This is a genomic window from Nocardia gipuzkoensis (assembly GCF_021183645.1).
GTDB lineage: Bacteria > Actinomycetota > Actinomycetes > Mycobacteriales > Mycobacteriaceae > Nocardia > Nocardia abscessus.
The window spans coordinates 2,087,539-2,105,279 of record NZ_CP089225.1 but is presented as its reverse complement, the minus strand read 5'-3'; the positions used below and the strand labels follow the sequence as shown (position 1 = coordinate 2,105,279).

Annotated in this window: 17 protein-coding genes; 5 read left to right on the top strand and 12 right to left on the bottom strand. The window is 70.6% G+C overall.

Annotation, left to right across the window (positions count from 1 at the left end):
- Positions 1–60: 60 nt before the first annotated feature.
- The 4 genes from LTT66_RS09675 to LTT66_RS09660 all read right to left on the bottom strand — a co-directional run bounded on the left by LTT66_RS09675 (position 61) and on the right by LTT66_RS09660 (position 3,209).
- Entirely contained in the window at positions 61–669 is a 609-nt protein-coding gene (locus LTT66_RS09675) for a TetR/AcrR family transcriptional regulator (protein ID WP_233066059.1), read from the bottom strand.
- Positions 670–755: 86 nt separating this feature from the next.
- Positions 756–1,586, bottom strand: a complete 831-nt coding sequence (locus LTT66_RS09670) for an exodeoxyribonuclease III (RefSeq protein ID WP_195097277.1) — start codon at positions 1,584–1,586, stop codon at positions 756–758.
- Between the two features lie 35 nt (positions 1,587–1,621).
- Positions 1,622–2,629 carry an N-acetylglutamate synthase, CG3035 family gene (locus tag LTT66_RS09665; protein ID WP_233066057.1) on the bottom strand — a complete coding sequence of 336 codons (1,008 nt, stop codon included), beginning with the start codon at positions 2,627–2,629 and terminating at the stop codon, positions 1,622–1,624.
- Positions 2,619–3,209 carry a peptide deformylase gene (locus LTT66_RS09660; RefSeq protein WP_043699366.1) on the bottom strand — a complete coding sequence of 197 codons (591 nt, stop codon included), beginning with the start codon at positions 3,207–3,209 and terminating at the stop codon, positions 2,619–2,621. Before LTT66_RS09660 ends, LTT66_RS09665 begins: the two co-directional genes overlap by 11 nt.
- A 182-nt stretch (positions 3,210–3,391) precedes the next feature.
- Here LTT66_RS09660 and LTT66_RS09655 point away from each other — a divergent pair, with 182 nt between their 5' ends.
- The 5 genes from LTT66_RS09655 (at position 3,392) to LTT66_RS09635 (ending at position 7,793) form a co-directional block, all read left to right on the top strand.
- Positions 3,392–3,745: a DUF3263 domain-containing protein gene (locus LTT66_RS09655; RefSeq protein ID WP_181720761.1), complete on the top strand. Its 354-nt coding sequence runs from the start codon at positions 3,392–3,394 to the stop codon at positions 3,743–3,745.
- Positions 3,746–3,793: 48 nt separating this feature from the next.
- Positions 3,794–4,357, top strand: coding sequence for a LytR C-terminal domain-containing protein (locus LTT66_RS09650; RefSeq protein ID WP_233066055.1), 564 nt, complete (start codon positions 3,794–3,796; stop codon positions 4,355–4,357).
- A 160-nt stretch (positions 4,358–4,517) separates the two neighbouring features.
- The gene (sodC, locus tag LTT66_RS09645; RefSeq protein ID WP_233066053.1) at positions 4,518–5,201 is read left to right on the top strand and encodes a superoxide dismutase[Cu-Zn]; all 684 of its coding nucleotides are present in this window, start codon (positions 4,518–4,520) and stop codon (positions 5,199–5,201) included.
- 11 nt (positions 5,202–5,212) lie between these two features.
- A complete protein-coding gene (locus LTT66_RS09640) occupies positions 5,213–6,358 on the top strand; it encodes a glutamate--cysteine ligase (RefSeq protein WP_181720758.1) in 1,146 nt (381 codons plus the stop codon).
- 76 nt (positions 6,359–6,434) lie between these two features.
- Positions 6,435–7,793, top strand: coding sequence for a phosphatase PAP2 family protein (locus LTT66_RS09635; protein ID WP_408638763.1), 1,359 nt, complete (start codon positions 6,435–6,437; stop codon positions 7,791–7,793).
- Between the two features lie 15 nt (positions 7,794–7,808).
- On the opposite strand, the gene mnhG is transcribed toward LTT66_RS09635, so the two are convergent.
- The 8 genes from mnhG to LTT66_RS09595 all read right to left on the bottom strand — a co-directional run bounded on the left by mnhG (position 7,809) and on the right by LTT66_RS09595 (position 17,684).
- Complete coding sequence (gene mnhG, locus LTT66_RS09630; protein WP_233066051.1) at positions 7,809–8,144, bottom strand: monovalent cation/H(+) antiporter subunit G; 336 nt, start codon at positions 8,142–8,144, stop codon at positions 7,809–7,811.
- Positions 8,141–8,401, bottom strand: coding sequence for a monovalent cation/H+ antiporter complex subunit F (locus LTT66_RS09625; RefSeq protein ID WP_233066049.1), 261 nt, complete (start codon positions 8,399–8,401; stop codon positions 8,141–8,143). Before LTT66_RS09625 ends, mnhG begins: the two co-directional genes overlap by 4 nt.
- Positions 8,398–8,973, bottom strand: coding sequence for a Na+/H+ antiporter subunit E (locus LTT66_RS09620; protein WP_233066047.1), 576 nt, complete (start codon positions 8,971–8,973; stop codon positions 8,398–8,400). Before LTT66_RS09620 ends, LTT66_RS09625 begins: the two co-directional genes overlap by 4 nt.
- Positions 8,970–10,550 carry a Na+/H+ antiporter subunit D gene (locus tag LTT66_RS09615; RefSeq protein ID WP_408638833.1) on the bottom strand — a complete coding sequence of 527 codons (1,581 nt, stop codon included), beginning with the start codon at positions 10,548–10,550 and terminating at the stop codon, positions 8,970–8,972. The genes LTT66_RS09620 and LTT66_RS09615 overlap by 4 nt, the downstream gene beginning before the upstream one ends.
- A gap of 29 nt (positions 10,551–10,579) precedes the next feature.
- A complete protein-coding gene (locus tag LTT66_RS09610; RefSeq protein ID WP_181720752.1) occupies positions 10,580–10,957 on the bottom strand; it encodes a Na(+)/H(+) antiporter subunit C in 378 nt (125 codons plus the stop codon).
- Entirely contained in the window at positions 10,954–13,863 is a 2,910-nt protein-coding gene (locus tag LTT66_RS09605) for a Na+/H+ antiporter subunit A (protein WP_233066043.1), read from the bottom strand. The genes LTT66_RS09610 and LTT66_RS09605 overlap by 4 nt, the downstream gene beginning before the upstream one ends.
- A gap of 110 nt (positions 13,864–13,973) precedes the next feature.
- Positions 13,974–15,281: a hypothetical protein gene (locus LTT66_RS09600; protein WP_233066041.1), complete on the bottom strand. Its 1,308-nt coding sequence runs from the start codon at positions 15,279–15,281 to the stop codon at positions 13,974–13,976.
- A gap of 135 nt (positions 15,282–15,416) precedes the next feature.
- Positions 15,417–17,684, bottom strand: a complete 2,268-nt coding sequence (locus tag LTT66_RS09595) for an AAA family ATPase (protein ID WP_233066038.1) — start codon at positions 17,682–17,684, stop codon at positions 15,417–15,419.
- Positions 17,685–17,741 lie beyond the last annotated feature (57 nt).

Sequence of the window (17,741 nt, the reverse complement as noted above, 5' to 3'; positions counted from 1 at the left end):
GGATAGTTGATCACCATCGTAGTGATCGGCCCGGCCGTGCGGCGCGGGAATTCCGCTTGATCAGGCGTTTCGCAGGGCGCGATAGACCGCGGCGCCGACGAACGCGCCGAGATCCGCCGGTGTCCAGCCGTCCTGGTCCGCGAGCAGCGCGCGCACGGCCCCCTCCCCGGCGGATACCCACTGCTCCACCAGCACGGGCAGCTTGCGCTCGGCGTCCACGGTGCCCCACGCCCGCAATGTCGGACGCAGGAGCTTGGCGCAGCGCTCGATCACGAGCGCGCGGCCACGACCGAACGAATTCGCCACGGCGGGGTCGGGATTGCCGTAGACCAGCCGCCAGGCGTCGGGCCTGCTGGCGGCCTTGGTCAGCAGCGCGCGAAAACCTTCGACGAACACGGTCTCGTCCGCGTCCACATCGCGCGGCGTCACCACCTCGAACACCCCGCTGACCAGGTAGCCCTCCTCGCGCTGGATCAGCGCCTCGATCAGCTCGACCCGATCGGCGAAGCAGGCGTAGACCACCGGCCTGGTCACCTTCATCCGCTCCGCGATCGCGGCCATGGTCACCGCGGCGACGCCGTGCTCCACGGCGATGGCGAGCGCGGTGTCGAGTACCTGCGGGCGGCGGCGCTCCGGGCCGAGGTGTTGCGCCCGCTGCCGTGGTCCCATCGACGGATCGCCGTTCAGGCCGCCCAGCCTGGCGCTCGCTGCCCGGTTCCCGCTGCGGCGGGGGAAAGGCGGTTGTGCGGGGCGGGTCACGGGTGCTCGGGCCCGTCGGCGAATTCGGCGATCACGGGGGCGTGGTCGCTGGCGCCCTTGCCCTTTCGTGCCTCGCGGTCGACCATCGCGTCGGTCACGGTGGCGGCAAGGGCGGGGGAGGCGAGAACGAAATCGATGCGCATCCCCTCTTTACGCGGGAAACGCAGCTGCGTGTAGTCCCAGTAGGTGTAGACGCCCGGCCCCGGTGCGAACGGACGCATGACATCGGCGTACCCGGCGTCGACGACGGCCTGGAAGGCATCGCGCTCCGGCTGCGAAGTGTGCGTCTTGTCGGCGAAGAACTCCACGGACCACACATCGTCGTCGGTCGGCGCGATGTTCCAGTCGCCCACCAGCGCGATCTTGGCCTGCGGGTCCTCGGCCAGCCAGCGCGCGCCGTTGTCCCGCAGCGCGGCAAGCCATTCCAGCTTGTAGGTGTAGTGCGGATCGCCCAAGGTGCGGCCGTTGGGCACGTACAGGCTCCACACCCGCACGCCACCGCAGGTGGCCCCGATCGCGCGGGACTCGACGACCGGCGTGCTGATCAGCGACTCGCCCGCGTCCTTGTCGAATCCGGGCTGGTCGGGGAAGGCGAACTCGACGTCGGTGAGGCCGACCCGGGAGGCGATCGCCACCCCGTTCCACTGGTTGATCCCCAAGTGCGCTACCTCGTAGCCGAGCTCGTCGAAACGCTCGAACGGGAACTGGTCGTCCCGGCACTTGGTCTCCTGGAGGGCGAGCACGTCGATGTCCTGGCGGTCCAGCCAGTCCGCGACACGGTCGAGCCGGGAGCGGATCGAGTTGACGTTCCAGGTGGCGAGACGCACTGCGGCCTTCCTTCGGAGGTGTTTACAGGTCTGTTCTACCGCAGGCCGCCGGGCCCGGCGAGGGGTTCCGGCGCGGCGTAGCGGTAGGCGTGGTGTTCGACGAAACCCAGGTCCAGGTACATCGCGCGGGCCGGCCCGTTGGTGGCCTCCACCTGGAGATAGGCGTGCGTCGCGCCGCGGTCGCGGCCCCAGCGCACCAGTTCGGCGCAGACCAGCGAACCGAGCCCGTGCCTGCGGTGCGCGGCGGCGACCGCCACACAGGTGAGGCCGACCCAGCGGCGTCCGTCCGGTGCGGTGGTGAGCGCGCCGCGGCCGATCGCGATGGGACGCGGTAGACCGAGCGAGGCGAAGCCGAGTTCGCCGTCGAGCACCGCGGTCAGCACCTCGGGAAGCGGCGCGGGGGCGGAAATCGCCCGCCCGGCCGGATCTTCGCCGCCATAGCGGTGCATCTCCAGCCAGTCGGCGTCGGGTGCGGGCGCGATCCGCACCATCGAAGGGCCCTGGGGCAGAACGAAATTGTCGATATCGATGGCGAGCATGAGCGTCTCTCGCCAGCGGTGCCAGCCGGGCGGCGCCGGGGCCAGCCGATCGGGCAGCGCGAGCTGCAGTGGCAGACCGTGCGCGGTGTACCACTCGCCGATGCGGTGCAGCGTCTCCGCGGACACGACGGCGGGGTTCCCGGAGCTGCCCAGTGGCACAGCGGAATTCGCGCGACCGGTGTACCCGTGACCGGCCCGCACCAGCCAGCCGTCGATCCAGGTGTGCTCGACGCCGGGCCAGGCGTAGGCGGCCGCTGCCTCCAGCGCGCGGATCTCCTTCGTGCGAATCGGCCTGGGGCCGATGGCTTTCAGCGCGATCACGCGGTCCGGCGCGACCGAGACGACCGCGCCGTCGGCGCCGCGCACGGTCGGCGGGTCCAGTGACACGAGTTCGCCGATCACGTCGGTCAGCGGTTGGGGATAACCCGCGGGGAGTTGATAGCGCAGCACCACGCGGCGGCCGAGCGGGATATCGGGCAGGCCGGCGGCGGGGTCAGTCGTCATGCCCGAACGGATCGGGGTCGGTGCCGGGCAGCCAGCTCAGACCCGGTGTGCCCCAGCCGTTCCGTTTGATCGCCTTCTTGGCGGCCCGTGCGTTGCGGCCGATCAGGACATCCACGTAAAGGAACCCGTCCAGGTGCCCCACCTCGTGCTGGAGCATGCGGGCGAAGAAGCCCTTGCCCTCCACCTCGACCGGCTCGCCGTGCTCGTCGGTGCCGGTCACCTTGGCCCATTCGGCGCGGCCGGTGGGGAACTGCTCGCCGGGCACCGACAGGCAGCCCTCCTCGTCGTCGTCCGGGTCGGGCATGGTCTCCGGAATGTCCGAGGTCTCCAGCACCGGATTGATCACTGCCCCGCGGCGCCGGGTCGCGGTGCCGTCCGGGCCGAGGTCAGGACAGTCGTAGACGAACAGGCGCAACCCGACGCCGACCTGGTTGGCCGCGAGTCCGACGCCGTGCGCCGCGTCGAGCGTGTCGTACATGTCCGCGATGAGCGGAGCCAATTCCTCCGGCGATTGGGTGACCCGCTCGGTCGGGTTGTGCAGAACCGGGTCGCCGACTATCACGATCGGGAGGATTGCCATGGCTCAATTATTGCCGTGGGGGCCACGTCACACCGCCTCGGGTGCCACGGCAGGCACGGACACTACCGGCGGGTAGCGAACACGCCGCGCCGTGGACCGGGCGATTCCCGGTGCGCGTGGTTGAATATTCCGCGACGTACAAGCACCATTTTCGTCTGGTGGTCACTCGGCGAGGGAGCGAGATGGACGGCGCAGCGGCACGGAATCTTTCCGCGATCCAGGACGGCCTCGCCGCGAGCGAAGACGGCACGGCTGGACACGCCGCGGCCGAGCAGGCCGACGGCGACGGACTGAGCCGCCGCGACCTCGACATCCTGGCCTTCGAGCGACAGTGGTGGAAGTACGCGGGAGCGAAGGAAGAGGCGATCCGCGAGCTGTTCGCCATGTCGCCGACCAGGTACTACCAGGTGCTGAACGCGGTGGTCGACCGGCCGGAGGCGCTGGCCGCCGACCCGATGCTGGTGAAGCGGCTGCGCAGGCTGCGCGCGAGCAGGCAGAAGGCGCGGGCGGCGCGGCGCCTGGGATTCCAGGTCTGACCCGGCGATGCCGACCCGGACCCGCCCCGTGCGACTAGGCTCGCGAGGGTGAGCTACCCGAATCCCACCTCCGGTGGGCCACCGTTGCGTGCCCTGGCGATGGTGCTGATCGCGTTGGCCATCGTCTTCGCGGGCCTCGGCGCGATGTCGCTGTCGAATTCCGATGCCGATACCGACGCCTCGGGAACCAGCGAAACACCGACTTCGAGCGCGTCGGCCGCGCCTCAGGTCCCGGCGAGCACGACCGCGCCCAAGGCGCCGGCCGCGTCCTCGTCCACCCTGGTGGCGACCGGGACGCCGACCACCACCGCCGCGCCGACCACGTCCACCGCGGCCCGTTCGGTGCCGGTGCGCGTGCTCAACAACAGCATGGTGCCCGGGCTCGCCGCCAAGACGGCCGACCAGCTCTCGGCGAGTGGCTGGACGATCGCGGAAACCGGCAACTACCCGGGCGCCAACATCGCGAAAACCACGGTGTACTACGGCAATTCGCCCGGCGACAAGGAGGCGGCGCAGGCCGTCGCCGACGAGCTGGGCGCGTCGGTCGCACCGAAGTCGAGCGGGATCGGGGACTCCGGGCCGGGTGTAACGGTGATCGTCACGGGTAATTGACCCGTGTGGCCGCCGCGTCCGCGCGGACCGGCCGAGACCGGATGAAGGCGCGCCGCCCTGTCGAGGGCGTGACACGGCGGGCGTGGCATCATCTTGTCCGGTAACGAACGTGTCCACCCAGCTTTACTCGTAAACTCGGTACTCGTAAAGGAGTTCCCCGATGGCCCCGTCCACAACCCGACGCCCGTCCTGGCGGACTGTGACCCCGGTGCTCGCGGTCGCGGTCTTCGGCCTCGCCGCCTGCTCGAACAGCCAGGAGTCGAGTGACGTCCAGGGGACGACCCCGCCGGTGTGGACCGGGTCCCCCGCTCCGGCCGGACAGTCGAGCACCGAGCACGGCATGCCGCACACCGCGTCCGGGGCGAAGGTGGAGCTCAAGGACCCCTCGGGCGCCTCGGTCGGCACCGCGAACTTCACCGAGGACGGCAGCCACCTGCAGGTCACCGTCGAGGCGCACGGGCTGCGTCCCGGCTTCCACGGCCTGCACGTGCACCAGGTCGGCAAGTGCGAGGCGAACTCGGTCGCGCCGACCGGCGGCCCGGCAGGCGACTTCTTGTCCGCCGGTGGTCATCTGCAGGTCGGTAGCGCCAACGCGCACCCGGCCAGCGGTGATCTGACCTCGCTGGAGGTGCGCTCCGACGGCGCCGCCAAGCTGGTCACCACCACCGACAAGGTCACGCTGGACGACGTGAAGGGCAAGGCCCTGATCATCCACGCCGACGCCGACAACTTCGGCAACATCCCCAACCGTTACGTCCGTGCCGATGGCGTCGCGGGCCCCGACGAATCGACCCTAGCGACGGGCGACGCGGGTGGCCGTGTCGCCTGTGGCGTGATCCAGTAGCGCGGTGGCATATGGCCGGGGCAGGAATCGAGCACGTTCCCTTCGAAGGTTCGCCCCGGCCCACCATCGGGGTCGAATGGGAGATCGCGCTGGTGGACAAGGTGACCCGCGATCTGTCGAATACCGCCGCGGAGGTCTTCGATTCGCTCGGTGACCTGCGCGCCCACGACGGCACCCCGCAGGTGACCAAGGAACTGCTGCGCAACACCGTGGAGCTCGTCACCGGCGTGCACGAGACCGTGGGCGCGGCGGTGGAGGATCTGACCGGCACCATGAACACGGTGCGCCGCGCGGGCGACCCGCTCGGCGTCGACGTGTTCTGCGCGGGCACCCATCCGTTCGCGCAGTGGTCGGCCCAGCAGCTGACCAGGTCGGAACACTACGACGAGCTGATCGACCGCACGCAGTGGTGGGGCAGGCAGATGATGATCTGGGGCGTGCACGTGCACGTCGGAGTTTCCCACCGCGACAAGGTGTTCCCGATCCTCAACTCGTTGCTGCTGTCGTATCCGCATCTGCTCGCGTTGTCGGCGTCCTCGCCGATGTGGTCCGGGTCGGACACCGGCTACGCCAGCAATCGGACGCTGATGTTCCAGCAGCTGCCGACCGCGGGCCTGCCGTTCCAGTTCGAGAACTGGAACCAGTTCGAGCACTTCGTGCACGACCAGCTCAAGACCGGGGTCTTCACGCAGCTCGGCGGCATGCACTGGGACATCCGCCCGGCGCCGAAGTGGGGCACCATCGAGGTGCGGGTCTGTGACGGCATCTCCACTCGCGCCGAGCTCGCCGCGATGGCCGCGCTCATCCACTGCCTGATCGTCGACCTGGATCACCGCGTGGAGAACGGCGAGGACCTGCCGACGTTGCCGCCGTGGCATGTGCAGGAGAACAAGTGGCGCGCCGCCCGTTACGGGCTGGACGCGATCATCATCACCGACGCGGACAGTAACGAGCGTTTGGTCACCGACGACCTGAACGATCTGCTGAACCGGCTGGAGCCGACGGCGGCGCGGCTGGGCTGCGCGGACGAACTCGCGCTGGTGGCCGAGATCCCCAAGCGGGGCGCCTCCTATCAGCGGCAGCGCCGGGTTGCCGCGGCTTCGCAGGGCGATCTGGTCGCGGTGGTGGACGCGCTGGTCGAGGAGCTGAAACAGTAACGCCCGGCAGCGGATAGGCCGGTTGCCGTTCAGCTGGCCAGGGGGACGGCGTTCACCCCCCGTTTACTATGGTCGGATGCTAGTCGAAGACCCGGGTTCCAGAGCAGGAAGCGCGGCACCGAGCCGTCGCGTGCCACAGACCCGGGTTCGGGTCACCGCGGCGGTGGCCGCGGTGCCGGTCCTGCTGCTCATGCTGCAGGTCGTCGCCATGTGGCAGGGATTCGAAGGCCCGCTGGAGAGTCTGGCGCGGGATTACGTCGGTACACCCAAATCCATGTCCGTGCCCTGGGCCGGGCTGGTGCTTGCGCTGGTAGGTATTTCGGCCCGGCGGCGATGGGTCGCGCTCGGCGTCGCGGTGGCCGTCGACGTGGTGTGGGCGGGCGCCCGCTTGCTGGCGGGGGAGCCGTTCGCGATCGGCAACGGTCCGGTGCTCGTGCTGACCGGCCTGGCGCTGGTGGCCTGGCTGCGCTGGTCCGGCCGCGAACGTCGCGACGCGCTGCACGCGGTCGCGCTCGGCGCGCTGCTCGTCCTGGCCACCAAGGTCGGCGACGTGTGGCTGCACGTCACCGTGATCGGCAGGCCCACCGTGCTCGACGAGTACGTGATGCTGGCCGACCATGCGCTGGGCGACCCGTCATGGGTGCTCGGCCGTGCGGTCGACGCGCTCGGGCCGGTGGTCTACGCGGTGTTGCACTGGGTCTATATCGAGCTGCCCGTGGCGGCGATCGTGGTGGCTGTGTGGCAGCTGCGCCGAGTGGTGTCCTCAGGCCGGTGGCCGTCGCACTATCTGGTGCGGACCTTCCTCGTGCTCGGGCTGATCGGGCCTCTGGTCTACGTGCTGTTCCCGGTCGTCGGGCCGATGTTCGCGTACGGACCCGACGGCAACGGGCTGCAACTGGGCAATTACTGGCCGGGCGTGGTGCCGCCGATCGATCGGACTCCGATGCCGCTGCCGTTCGACGCCGCGGTTCCGCGTAACTGCATGCCCTCCATGCACACGGCCTGGGCGTTGTCGATGTTCCTGCACACCCGCCGCGGCCTCGACGGCGAGCTCGCTCCGCGCTGGCTGCGCTGGGGTGGCGCGTTCTGGCTGCTGGCCACCTTGACCGCCACCCTCGGTTTCGGTTACCACTACGGCGTCGACCTGGTCGCGGGCGCGGTGCTGTGCCTCACCGTCGAATCGGCGCTGCGCGAGCCGGAGCGCGGCTGGGGATGGTTCCGGGTCCGGCTGGTCGCCTCCGGCGTGGTCGTGCTGGCCGCGCTGCTGCTGTCCTACCGGTACCTCGCCGTGCCGATGGCCGAGTACCCGGTGCTCGCGGGCACCGTCGTGCTCGGGCTGCTGGCCGGACTGGCGGCGGCGTTCCACGCGACGTGGTTCGCGACGGTGCGAGTGCCGCGCCAGGCCGAACGGGAAGTCGAGCCCGCCGCGCGCTGAAGCCGGTCGAGCGGGCTAATCGACGTGGTCGTCGCGCATCTCGTTGACGCGCAGCAGGCCGTCGCGGTGGCGCTGCTCCCGGTAGGCCGTGCGGCCGATGATGTGGGCGATCACGGGGGCGGTGAGCAGGGTGAACAGCCCGACCAGCACCAGCGCCCAGACGTTGCCGTGGCCGCGCAGCTGGATCGCGGCACCCACCAGCACCAGGATCAGCCCGACGACCTGCGGCTTGGTGGCGGCGTGCATCCGGGTCAGCGTGTCGGGGAAGCGCACGATCCCGATCGCGGCGGTCAGCGCGAGCGTCGAGCCGAACAGGATCAGGGCGCCGGCGAGCACCTGCCAGAGGTTCATGTGTCGTCCCGCACCCGGAATCGGGACACCGCGGCCGAGCCGAGGAAGCCGACCAGCGCCAGCACCACGATCGCGGGCACCACGGTGGTGTCGGCGCTGTAGGCCGCCCACACGGCCAGCCCGGAGGCGGCGATCGCCATCAGCGAGTCGACGGCCACGACCCGGTCCAGGGTGCTCGGTCCCACCACGACGCGGTAGGTGGTGAGCAGGGCGGCCGCGGCCAGGATGGCGGCGGCGAGGACGGCGACGACGGTCACGCTGTCACCTCCGGTGGCGTGCTCGGCCGGGAGTGCGGCCATCCGGTCGGGCGTTCGAACACTTCGATCAGCAGGCGTTCCAACCGCCGGGTGGTCCGGTAGAACTCGGCCACGGCCGAGTCGCTGCCCACGTCGAGGACGTGTACGTAGACGACGCAGCGCCCGCGGTCGATCTCCAGCACCATGGTGCCGGGGATCAGGTTGAGCAGGTCGGTCCACAGCACCAGCACCAGATCCGACCGCGTGGCCGAGTACACCCGCAGGACCCCGGACACCGGCGTCCCGGCGGGGCGGAGCGCGAACCACGCGACCTGGAGACTCGACTTCAGCGCGTAATACGCACTCACCACGATCAATTCGACCAGCGGAAGCGGATTCAACCGACCGGTCACCGGCACTCTCGGCAGGGGCAGCGCCACCATGATCAATGCGCCGACCACCAGCCCGCCCAGTATGTTCGCGACGCTGAGATCGCCCCACAGGGCGAGCCAGACGACGGTGAGCCACACCAGGATGCCGACCCGGACCACCGTGTCGCGCCGCGGTCCCCGCCGGGTCTGCTCGGCGCTCATCGCGGACCTCCCGGATCGCCGGGCGAGCCGCCCAGCACCGCACTGATGTACACGCCGGGATCGCGCAGGTCGATCGCCGCCCGGTCGGCGATGGCGAGGATCGGACCGGCCGATACCGTCAGGCACAGACCGACCGCGACGAGCGCCGCGGTGGAAAGCACCATCAGCGGCGGCATCCGGCCGGGATCGGTGCGCTCGTCGTAGTGCACGTCGGTCGTGTCCTCGATCAACGTCGGCGGCTTCGCCGCGGTGAGATGACCCTCGGGCGCGTCTTCGCGCGGTCGCCAGAACACTTTGCTCCATACCCGGGCCACGGTGTACAGGGTGAGCAGACTGGTGAGCACAGCGCCGCCTACCAGCACCCAGGCCAGCACGCTGCCCTTCTCGGCGCCCGCCTGCAGGAGCGCCACCTTGCCGATGAACCCCGAGAACGGGGGAATGCCACCGAGATTGAGCGCGGGAACCAAGAACAGCACGGCCAGCAGCGGGCTGGCCGCGGCGAGCCCGCCCAATCGGCGCAGCGAAGTCGATCCGGCTTGCCGCTCGATCAGCCCGGCAACAAGGAACAGGGCGGTCTGCACCAAGATGTGGTGCGCGACGTAGAACACCGCGCCCGCCAGCCCGGCCGCATTGGCCAGCCCGACCCCGAACACCATGTATCCGATGTGGCTGACCAGCGTGAACGACAGCAGACGGCGGATGTCGCTCTGCGCGATGGCGCCGAGGATGCCCACGAGCATGGTGAGCAGGCCGCACACCAGCAGCACCGAGTCGAAGCCGCCGTCGGGAAACAGCAGCGAGTGCGTCCGGATGATCGCGTAGACGCCGACTTTGGTGAGCAGGCCGGCGAACACGGCGGTGACCGGGGCCGGGGCGGTCGGATAGGAGTCGGGCAGCCAGTTCGACAGCGGGAAGACGGCTGCCTTGATGCCGAACGCCACCAGCAGCACCGCGTAGACGGCCGTGCGCGTGCCCTCCGGCACGGCGGCGAACCGGACGGCGAGCTGGGCGAGGTTCAGCGTCCCGGTGGCCGCGTAGGTCAGTCCGATGCCGGTGAGGAAGATCAGTGACGCGACCGTCGACACCATCACGTAGGCCACGCCCGCCCGGATGCGCTCGGTGGTCGCGCCCACGGTGAGCAGCACGAACGACGCCGCGAGCAGGATCTCGAAACCCACGAAGAGGTTGAACAGGTCACCGGCCAGGAAGGCGGCCGAGACACCGGCGGTCAGAACCAGATACGTGGGCCGGTAGATGGAGGTCGGCTGCCGTTCGTCGCCGTCGCGGATGTTCTGGCCCGCGCCGTAGAGCTGGACCGACAGCAGCACGATGGACGAGACGAGCAGCATCGCCGCCGAGAGCCGGTCCACCACCAGCGTGATGCCGATCGGGGCCGCCCAGTTGCCGACCTGCAACGCGGTGGTGCCGTCCCGGTCGGCCAGGAACAGCAGCAGGCCGCAGATCACCACGACGCAGGACAGCGCGCCGACGCTGACCGCGCTCTGGATCCGGGGCCTACGGCCGAAGACGAGCGTGGCCGCGGCGCCGAGCAGCGGAACGAGCACCGGCAGCGGCATGAGGATCGGCAGCAGGCCGGAAGCGGGGCTCACGTCTCCGGGTCCTCTCCGGCCCGCCGCCGGGCGACCTCCGCGTCTTCCTCGTCGTTGGCGACGTCGTCGCTGGTGGTGAGCATGTAGGCGCGGTAGGCGAGAGCGAGCACGAATGCGGCGATGCCCATGGTGATCACGATCGCGGTGAGCACCATCGCCTGCGCGAGCGGATCGGCCATCTCCTCGGTGTCGGCGGCGCCGTGGATGGGCGGCTCACCGTCGCCGCCGCCCGCGGTGAGGATCAGCAGGTTCACCGCGTTGCCGAACAGGATCAACCCGAGCAGCATCTTCGACACCGCGCGTTCCAGGATCAGGTACACCCCGCACGCGACCAGGACACCGATCACCACAAGCAAGGTCAGATTGGCCGTCATGCGCCGGAACCGCCCTTCGCCGCGGAGGTCTGGGCGTCGGCCAGCTCGCTGTCCAGCCGCGCGCCGAGGCTGCGCAGCACATCCAGCACGAGGCCGACCACGATGAGATAGACGCCCAGATCGAACAGCAGCGCGGTGACCACCTTGACGTGCCCGACCACGGGCAGCGAAACCTCGATGATCGCGGAGGACAGCGGAGGCGCGCCGAGCAGCAGTGACGACACCGCGGTGCCCGCCGCCAGCAGCAGGCCCGCCCCGAGGACGTGACCCGCGTCGACGGGGAGCGCCTCGCCCAGCTCGTAGCGGCCACCCGCGAGATAGCGCAGGGTCAGCGCGAGCCCGGCGGTGAGCCCACCCGCGAAGCCTCCGCCGGGGGCGTTGTGGCCGGAGAAGAAGAAGTAGACCGACAGCACCATGATGGTGGGGAACACCAGGCGCGTGGTGATCTGCAGGACCATCGACCGCTCGGCCCGGTCGACCAACCGGCCCGCGGGCAGCCAGCTCACCAGCGCCGGATCGTAGTCGGGAGAGTCCGCCGCCCGTGGTGCGCTGCCGAAACGCCTGCTGCGGAAGACCAGTGAGGCCACGCCGGTCGCGGCGACGACGAGCACCGAGATCTCGCCGAGGGTGTCCCATGCCCGCAGGTCGACGAGCAAGACGTTGACGGCGTTCTTGCCGCCGCCGAATTCGTAAGCGGCGTCGGGGATCCGGGGCCAGACGGGTTCGGCGGTGCGGGCCGCGACGGCGAACCCGGCCAGGACCGCGACCACCGTTCCCGTTCCCCCCGCCAGCAGCGCCCGGCGCACCTTGAACGCGGTCCTGCGGCTCGCCTCGATCCGCGCGGGAAAAGCGCGCAGCACGAGAACGAAGATCACCAGCGTCAGCGTCTCCACCAGGAATTGGGTGAGTGCGAGGTCCGGCGCTCCGTGCAGCGCGAAGATCACACCACTGCCGTAACCGGTCACGCCGACGACCAGCACGCTCGCCAAACGGTTGCGCAGTACCGTCGCGGCGAGCGCGGTGACCACCATGATCGCCCCGATGGCCGGTTGCAGCGGCGAATCCCACAGGCGCAACGTGACTCCGGTGCGGGTGCCGAGGGCGAGCAGTACGGTCGGCAGGATGATCAGCGTGACCAGGATCGTGGCCTGGCTCAGCGGCAGCGACCCACGCTGCACGGCGCCGGTCATCCGCAGGGAGAGGGTGTCCATGGCGCGCAGCGTGGCGTCATAGGCGCGGTCGGCATTGCCCAGGCGCGGGTGCGCCGATTCCGGGAAGCGGTCGCGCAGCCGGTACAGCAGGAAACCGCCGACGACGACCAGCAGCGTCGCCGCCAGGGCGGGGTTGAATCCGTGCCACAGCGCGAGATGGGAAACCGGCGTGCCGGCAAGTGTTTCGGCGTAGGGGCGCAACCGTGCATCCAACCAGGACGGCGCGAGACCGGCCACCAGGCCCGCGACGGCGAGGAGCGCCGGTGCCGCCAGGAAGAGCGCACCCGGCGGGTGCCAGTGGAGACGGTCCTCGGGTTCCGGCCGGCTCGCGGGGACGGGCACTTCGCTCGGGTGGTGGGCGAGCGGTGTGGTGGCGCCGGGAGCGGGCTCACCTGCGACACCCTTGTCGGCGAAAGCGCCCTGGACGAACCTGATGCTGTAAGCGACCGTCAGCATCGAACCGAGCACGACGCAGGCCAGCACCGCCCCGCGTGCGGGAGCGGTGAGTACGTCCGCGTCCATGACGGCGCTCAGCGCGCTTTCTTTGCCGACGAAACCGAGCAGCGGTGGGATGCCGGCCATACTGAGCGCCGCGAGGACGGCGGTGCCGTACAGCACCGGAGCGCGGCGGCCGAGACCGGACAGCTCGCGCAGGTCGCGCGTTCCCGCACCGTGGTCGATGATCCCGACCACCAGGAACAGGCACGCTTTGAACAGCGCGTGCGCGACGATCATCGTCACACCCGCCAGCGCGGCGTCCGGCGTGCCGATGCCGACCAGCACGATCAGGAATCCCAGCTGGCTCACCGTGCCGAAGGCCAGCACCAGTTTCAGATCGACTACCTGGAGTGATCGCAGCCCCGCCAGCAGCATGGACGCCAGGCCGAGGGTGAGCACCAGCGGATGCCACACCGGGTTCTGCGCGAAGACCGGTGCGAGCCGGGCGATCAGGTACACGCCCGCCTTCACCATCGCCGCGGCGTGCAGGTACGCGCTCACCGGCGTCGGCGCTGCCATCGCGCCGGGCAGCCAGAAATGCAGTGGTACCACCGCGGATTTGGTGAGCGCGCCCACCAGCAGCAGCGCCACCGCGACGTCGACCGCGATCCCGCTCGGCGGCTGATTCGCGGCCAGCAGATCCGACAGCAGATAGCTGCCGTTCGCCGTGCCGAGCACCACGATGCCTGCCAGCATCGCCAATCCGCCCGCGCCGGTCACCAGCAGGGCCTGGATCGCGGACCTGCGGCTGGCCGCCTGCTCGGCGTTGTGACCGATCAGCAGGAACGACAGCACCGTCGTCGCTTCCCAGAACACATAGAGCAGCACCATGTTGTCGCTGGTGACCAGGCCGAACATGGCGCCAGCGAACGCGACCAGCTCGGCGGCGAACACTCCGAGCCGCGCCTGGTCGTTCTCGAAGTACCTGGCGCAGTAGACCAGGACCAGCGCTCCGATGCCCAGCACGAGCGCGCACAGCACCGCCGCGAGCGCGTCGAAGCGCAGGTCGATGTTCAACGCGATGCTCGGCGCCCAGCTCAGGCGAAGGCGCTGCGGCTCGGACCAATTCGCGATCACCCAGCCGAGACAGCCGAGCGGCACCGAGGCCAGCAGGTAGAAAGCGTTGCGCCCCAGTGCCCGCACCCACAGCGGTGCCGTCAAGGCGGCTGCGGCATGAGCGAGCAGGATTGCGAGCAAACTTCACTCCGTCGGGTAGGGGCGGCGGGGTGTCCGGGACAATCCTACGTAAAGCCTGCATTTTTCGCGGAAGGGGTAAGTATGGCGTCCGCCATCCGCTGGAACAGCGGCTATATATCCGCTAATGATTGGCTTTCCGATTGCCCCTTTGCCTGAGGCTTGCTGCGCGGCCGGAATTTGCGCAGTACGACGAGTCCGATCGCGCTGCCGATGACGATGGCGAGCGCGGTGCGGCCCGGGGTGGCGTCGTGCACCGCCACGTCCTCGCGCCAGTCCTTGAACTTGTCCGGCATCACCGACACCGCCGAGGGAAGGTAGAGCGCGGCGATCGCGAGCACACCGCTGGGCGCGTAGTGCGGTCGCGCTGTGCCGCAGCAGTAACCCGCGGTCAATGCGATGACGCCGCTGATCACCGCGAAGGCGACGGTCCCCGCGGAGGTCGAGGTGACGATCGCGAAGACCGTGATACCGGCGAGCAGCAGGATGGCGAGGGCGGCCGAGGGCATGCGGGCGCCGATGGCGAGCCCGGCGGCGGTCAAGGCGATCAGCACCGCGGAGGTCCAGCCGGGCCGGACCGCGTAACCCACGGCGTCGACGGCCGCGGTGAGGCTCACGGCCAGATACACGCCGGTGCCGTCGCGGCCGGGCAGCAGCATGGCAGCGGCGGTCGCGCTGACGATCGTCGCCGCGACGACGATCCCGATCTCGACCACGTGACTCTCGGCGGGCAGCTTGCTGTACTGGCGGCCCAGCCACTCGGTGCCGGCCAGGACCACCAGCGCGAGCACCATGGCGGCGAGGATCGGCGTCACCGGCAGTGCGATCGCCATGCGCGGCGTCTTCGGCTCCTCGGTGCGCTTCCAGTTGTGCAGGGTGCTGATCATCAGCAGGGCCAGCGCCGCGCCGAGCATCCAGCGCGTCGGGGTCTCCAGCACCGCGTACGCGTCCACGTTGATGTTCAGCAGTTCCGCCAGATCGCCGAAGCCGAAGAATCCCACTCCGCCCACCGCGAAGGCCGCGCCGGGCAGCGGGCGGCGCAACACCACGGCTCCCAGCCCGCCGAGCAGTACCGCGGCGCACACCGAGTCGATGTAGTTCTGCGTGGTGAGCATCTCGGCCGTCGACGCCTGGCGCCCGGCGAAGTGGTTGATCAGCTGTGCGGCGGCGGCGGCCGTCGCCGTCGCCCATCCGGTCAGTGGCCGCGTGGTGGTGGAGACCAGCACCGCGACCGCCACGGCGACGATCACCCCCAGCGCCGCGCTGCGCGGCACGCTGTTGAGCAGGCCGGCGATCCGGTACGAGGTGGACTGGCTCTGGGCGCTGACGGTGACCGGCAGGAACAGCGTGACGCCCGCGACCGCGGCTCCGGTGAAGGCCGTGGTCGCGTCGACGATCTCGCCGACCCTGACCCTGCGCACGATTGTCGAACATACCCGTGGTGCGCACCCGATCTGATGATTGCCGAAAATTCGCCAGTAAATGTCTTTGAATGTAAAACTGCGGCTCAACCCGAATTATCAGGGGTTGTCTGAAGTTCGCGCCTTGCTCGCGATCTAGCCGCGGCTGTCCGCGTACCGGCGCAGCGTGTCGATCTGTGACGGGTCGAGCGAGGGCCGCACCACCGCCTGGGCGGCCAGCACGTCGGCCGCGGTGACGTCGGCCGCGTGCATGTTCCGGCGCATCGCCGCGAGCGCGGACTCGCGCAGCAGCGCCGCGCAGTCGGCGGCGGAATAGCCGTCCAGTTTCTCGGCGAGCGCGTCCAGGTCGACGTCGGCGGCCAGCGGCACCGCGCGGCCGGCGGTGCGCAGGATCTCCCGCCGGGCGGCGGCGTCCGGCGGCGGTACGAAGACCAGCCGTTCCAGCCTGCCCGGCCGCAGCAGCGCCGGGTCGATCAGCTCCGGCCGGTTGGTCGCGCCCAGCACCACCACGTCACGCAGCGGTTCCACGCCGTCGAGCTCGGTGAGCAGCGCCGCGACCACCCGGTCGCCGACACCGGCGTCGGCGCTCTGGCCGCGGCGCGGGGCCAGCGCGTCCACCTCGTCCAGGAAGATCAACGACGGCGCGGAATCGCGCGCCCGCTGGAACAACTCGCGCACCGCGCGCTCCGACGAGCCGACCCACCGGTCGAGCAGTTCGGCGCCCTTGACCGCGTGCACGCTGAGCTGACCGGTACCGGCCAGCGCGCGCACCAGGAAGGTCTTGCCGCAGCCGGGCGGGCCGTAGAGCAGCACCCCGCGCGGCGGCTCGATGCCGAGGCGGGCGAAGGAGTCCGGGTGCCGCAGCGGCCACAGCACCGCCTCGGTCAGCGCCTGCTTGGTTTCCGCCATGTCACCGACGTCGGCCAGGCTCAGGCTGCCGATGGCGAGTTCCTCCATGCCCGAGCGCGACAGCGGCCGGATGACCTCGAGCGCGCCGAGCAGGTCGGGTTGGGTGAGCTGCGGCTCGCCCTGCTCCCTGGCGCGCGACGCCGCGCGCAGCGCCGCCTCCCGGCACAGCGCCGCCAGGTCCGACACCACGAACCCCGGCGTGCGCGCGGCGATCTCGTCGAGTTTCAGCTGCGCGGTGGGCACCCGGCGCAGCAGCTGCTCCAGCAGCGCCTTGCGCACGGCGGCCGACGGCAACGGTAGCGCGAGTTCGCGGTCGCACAGGTCCGGCGCCCGCAGCCGCTGGTCGATTCCGGCGGGGTGCGCCGTGGTCGCGAGGAACGCGACGCAGGGTTCGGCGATCGCGGCGCGTAACTGGTCGAGGATGAGCGTGGCGACCGGCTCGGCGGCCGCGGGCAGCAGCGCATCGATGTCGGTGATCAGCAGGACGCCGCCCTTGCCGCAGCCGATATCGGCCACCGCCTCGGCGACCACGCGCAGCCGCGCCCCGCTCTCGGCCGCGCCGATGGTGGGGCCGTCCAGCTCCACCACGCGCCGCGGCGCCGCGACCGCGCGGGCCAGCGTCGCTTTGCCGACACCGGCCGGGCCGGTGATCAGCACGCCGAGGTGCGGGCGCGCGCCGAGCGTGCGCAGCAGTTCGGGCTCGTCCAAGGCGAGGGTGAGCCATTCGCCGAGCTTCGCGGCCTGGCTGCGTACACCGGCCAGGTATTCGACCGAGATGGTCGCGGTGGAGTCCCCCGTCGCGCCGATCCGGCCCGCCGCGGCACCGTTGGTGCCCGCGGCCGTGTCGAAGACGGCGGCCTCGATGGCGCCGCGCGAGGCCTCGCCCACCGGGATCGGGGTTCCGGCCGAGGCCAGATCGGCGGCGTCGCGTGCGGCGACCGCTCCCGCGCCCCAGACGACGGCGGTATTCGGCTGCACGCTCACCGGCCCGCGCGGATCGGTGGCGGTGACGGTGAGCAACTCCGTGGTCCAGGCGATGCCGAAAGTGCGCGACAGCGCCTGGGTGGCCGCCGTGGAGCTGATGTCGGGGCCGAGATCGCGCGGCAACAGCGACACCGCGTCGCCGACCGTGACGACCTTCCCGAGCAGCGCCTGCCGCAGGGTCGCGGCCGGAATCGTCCGGGTGGCGTGCGCCGAGCCGCTCACCGTGATCTGTTTCGCGCCGTAGACCGTCGCGGGGGAGATCACCACTGTCGCGTCCTCGCGCAACCCCGCGTTGGACAACGTGACGTCGTCGAGCAGTGCGACCCCGGCGGGCGTTCCCTGGCGCGCCACGCCGACCACCGCTGCCGTGCGCCGTGAGCCGACCAGCATGATTCCGTCCCACTCCCGCAATCCCAGTGCGGTCAGCGCCTCCGGATGCAGGCGGACCACCCCGCGCCGGGCGTCAGCTGCGGAGGGATTCAAGCGGGCGGTGAGTGCCAGTTCTGCCACTAGGCCATTCTGCCGCGCGCGCCCGGCATCGGTCACGGTTCATCGTTCCGGGGGGCC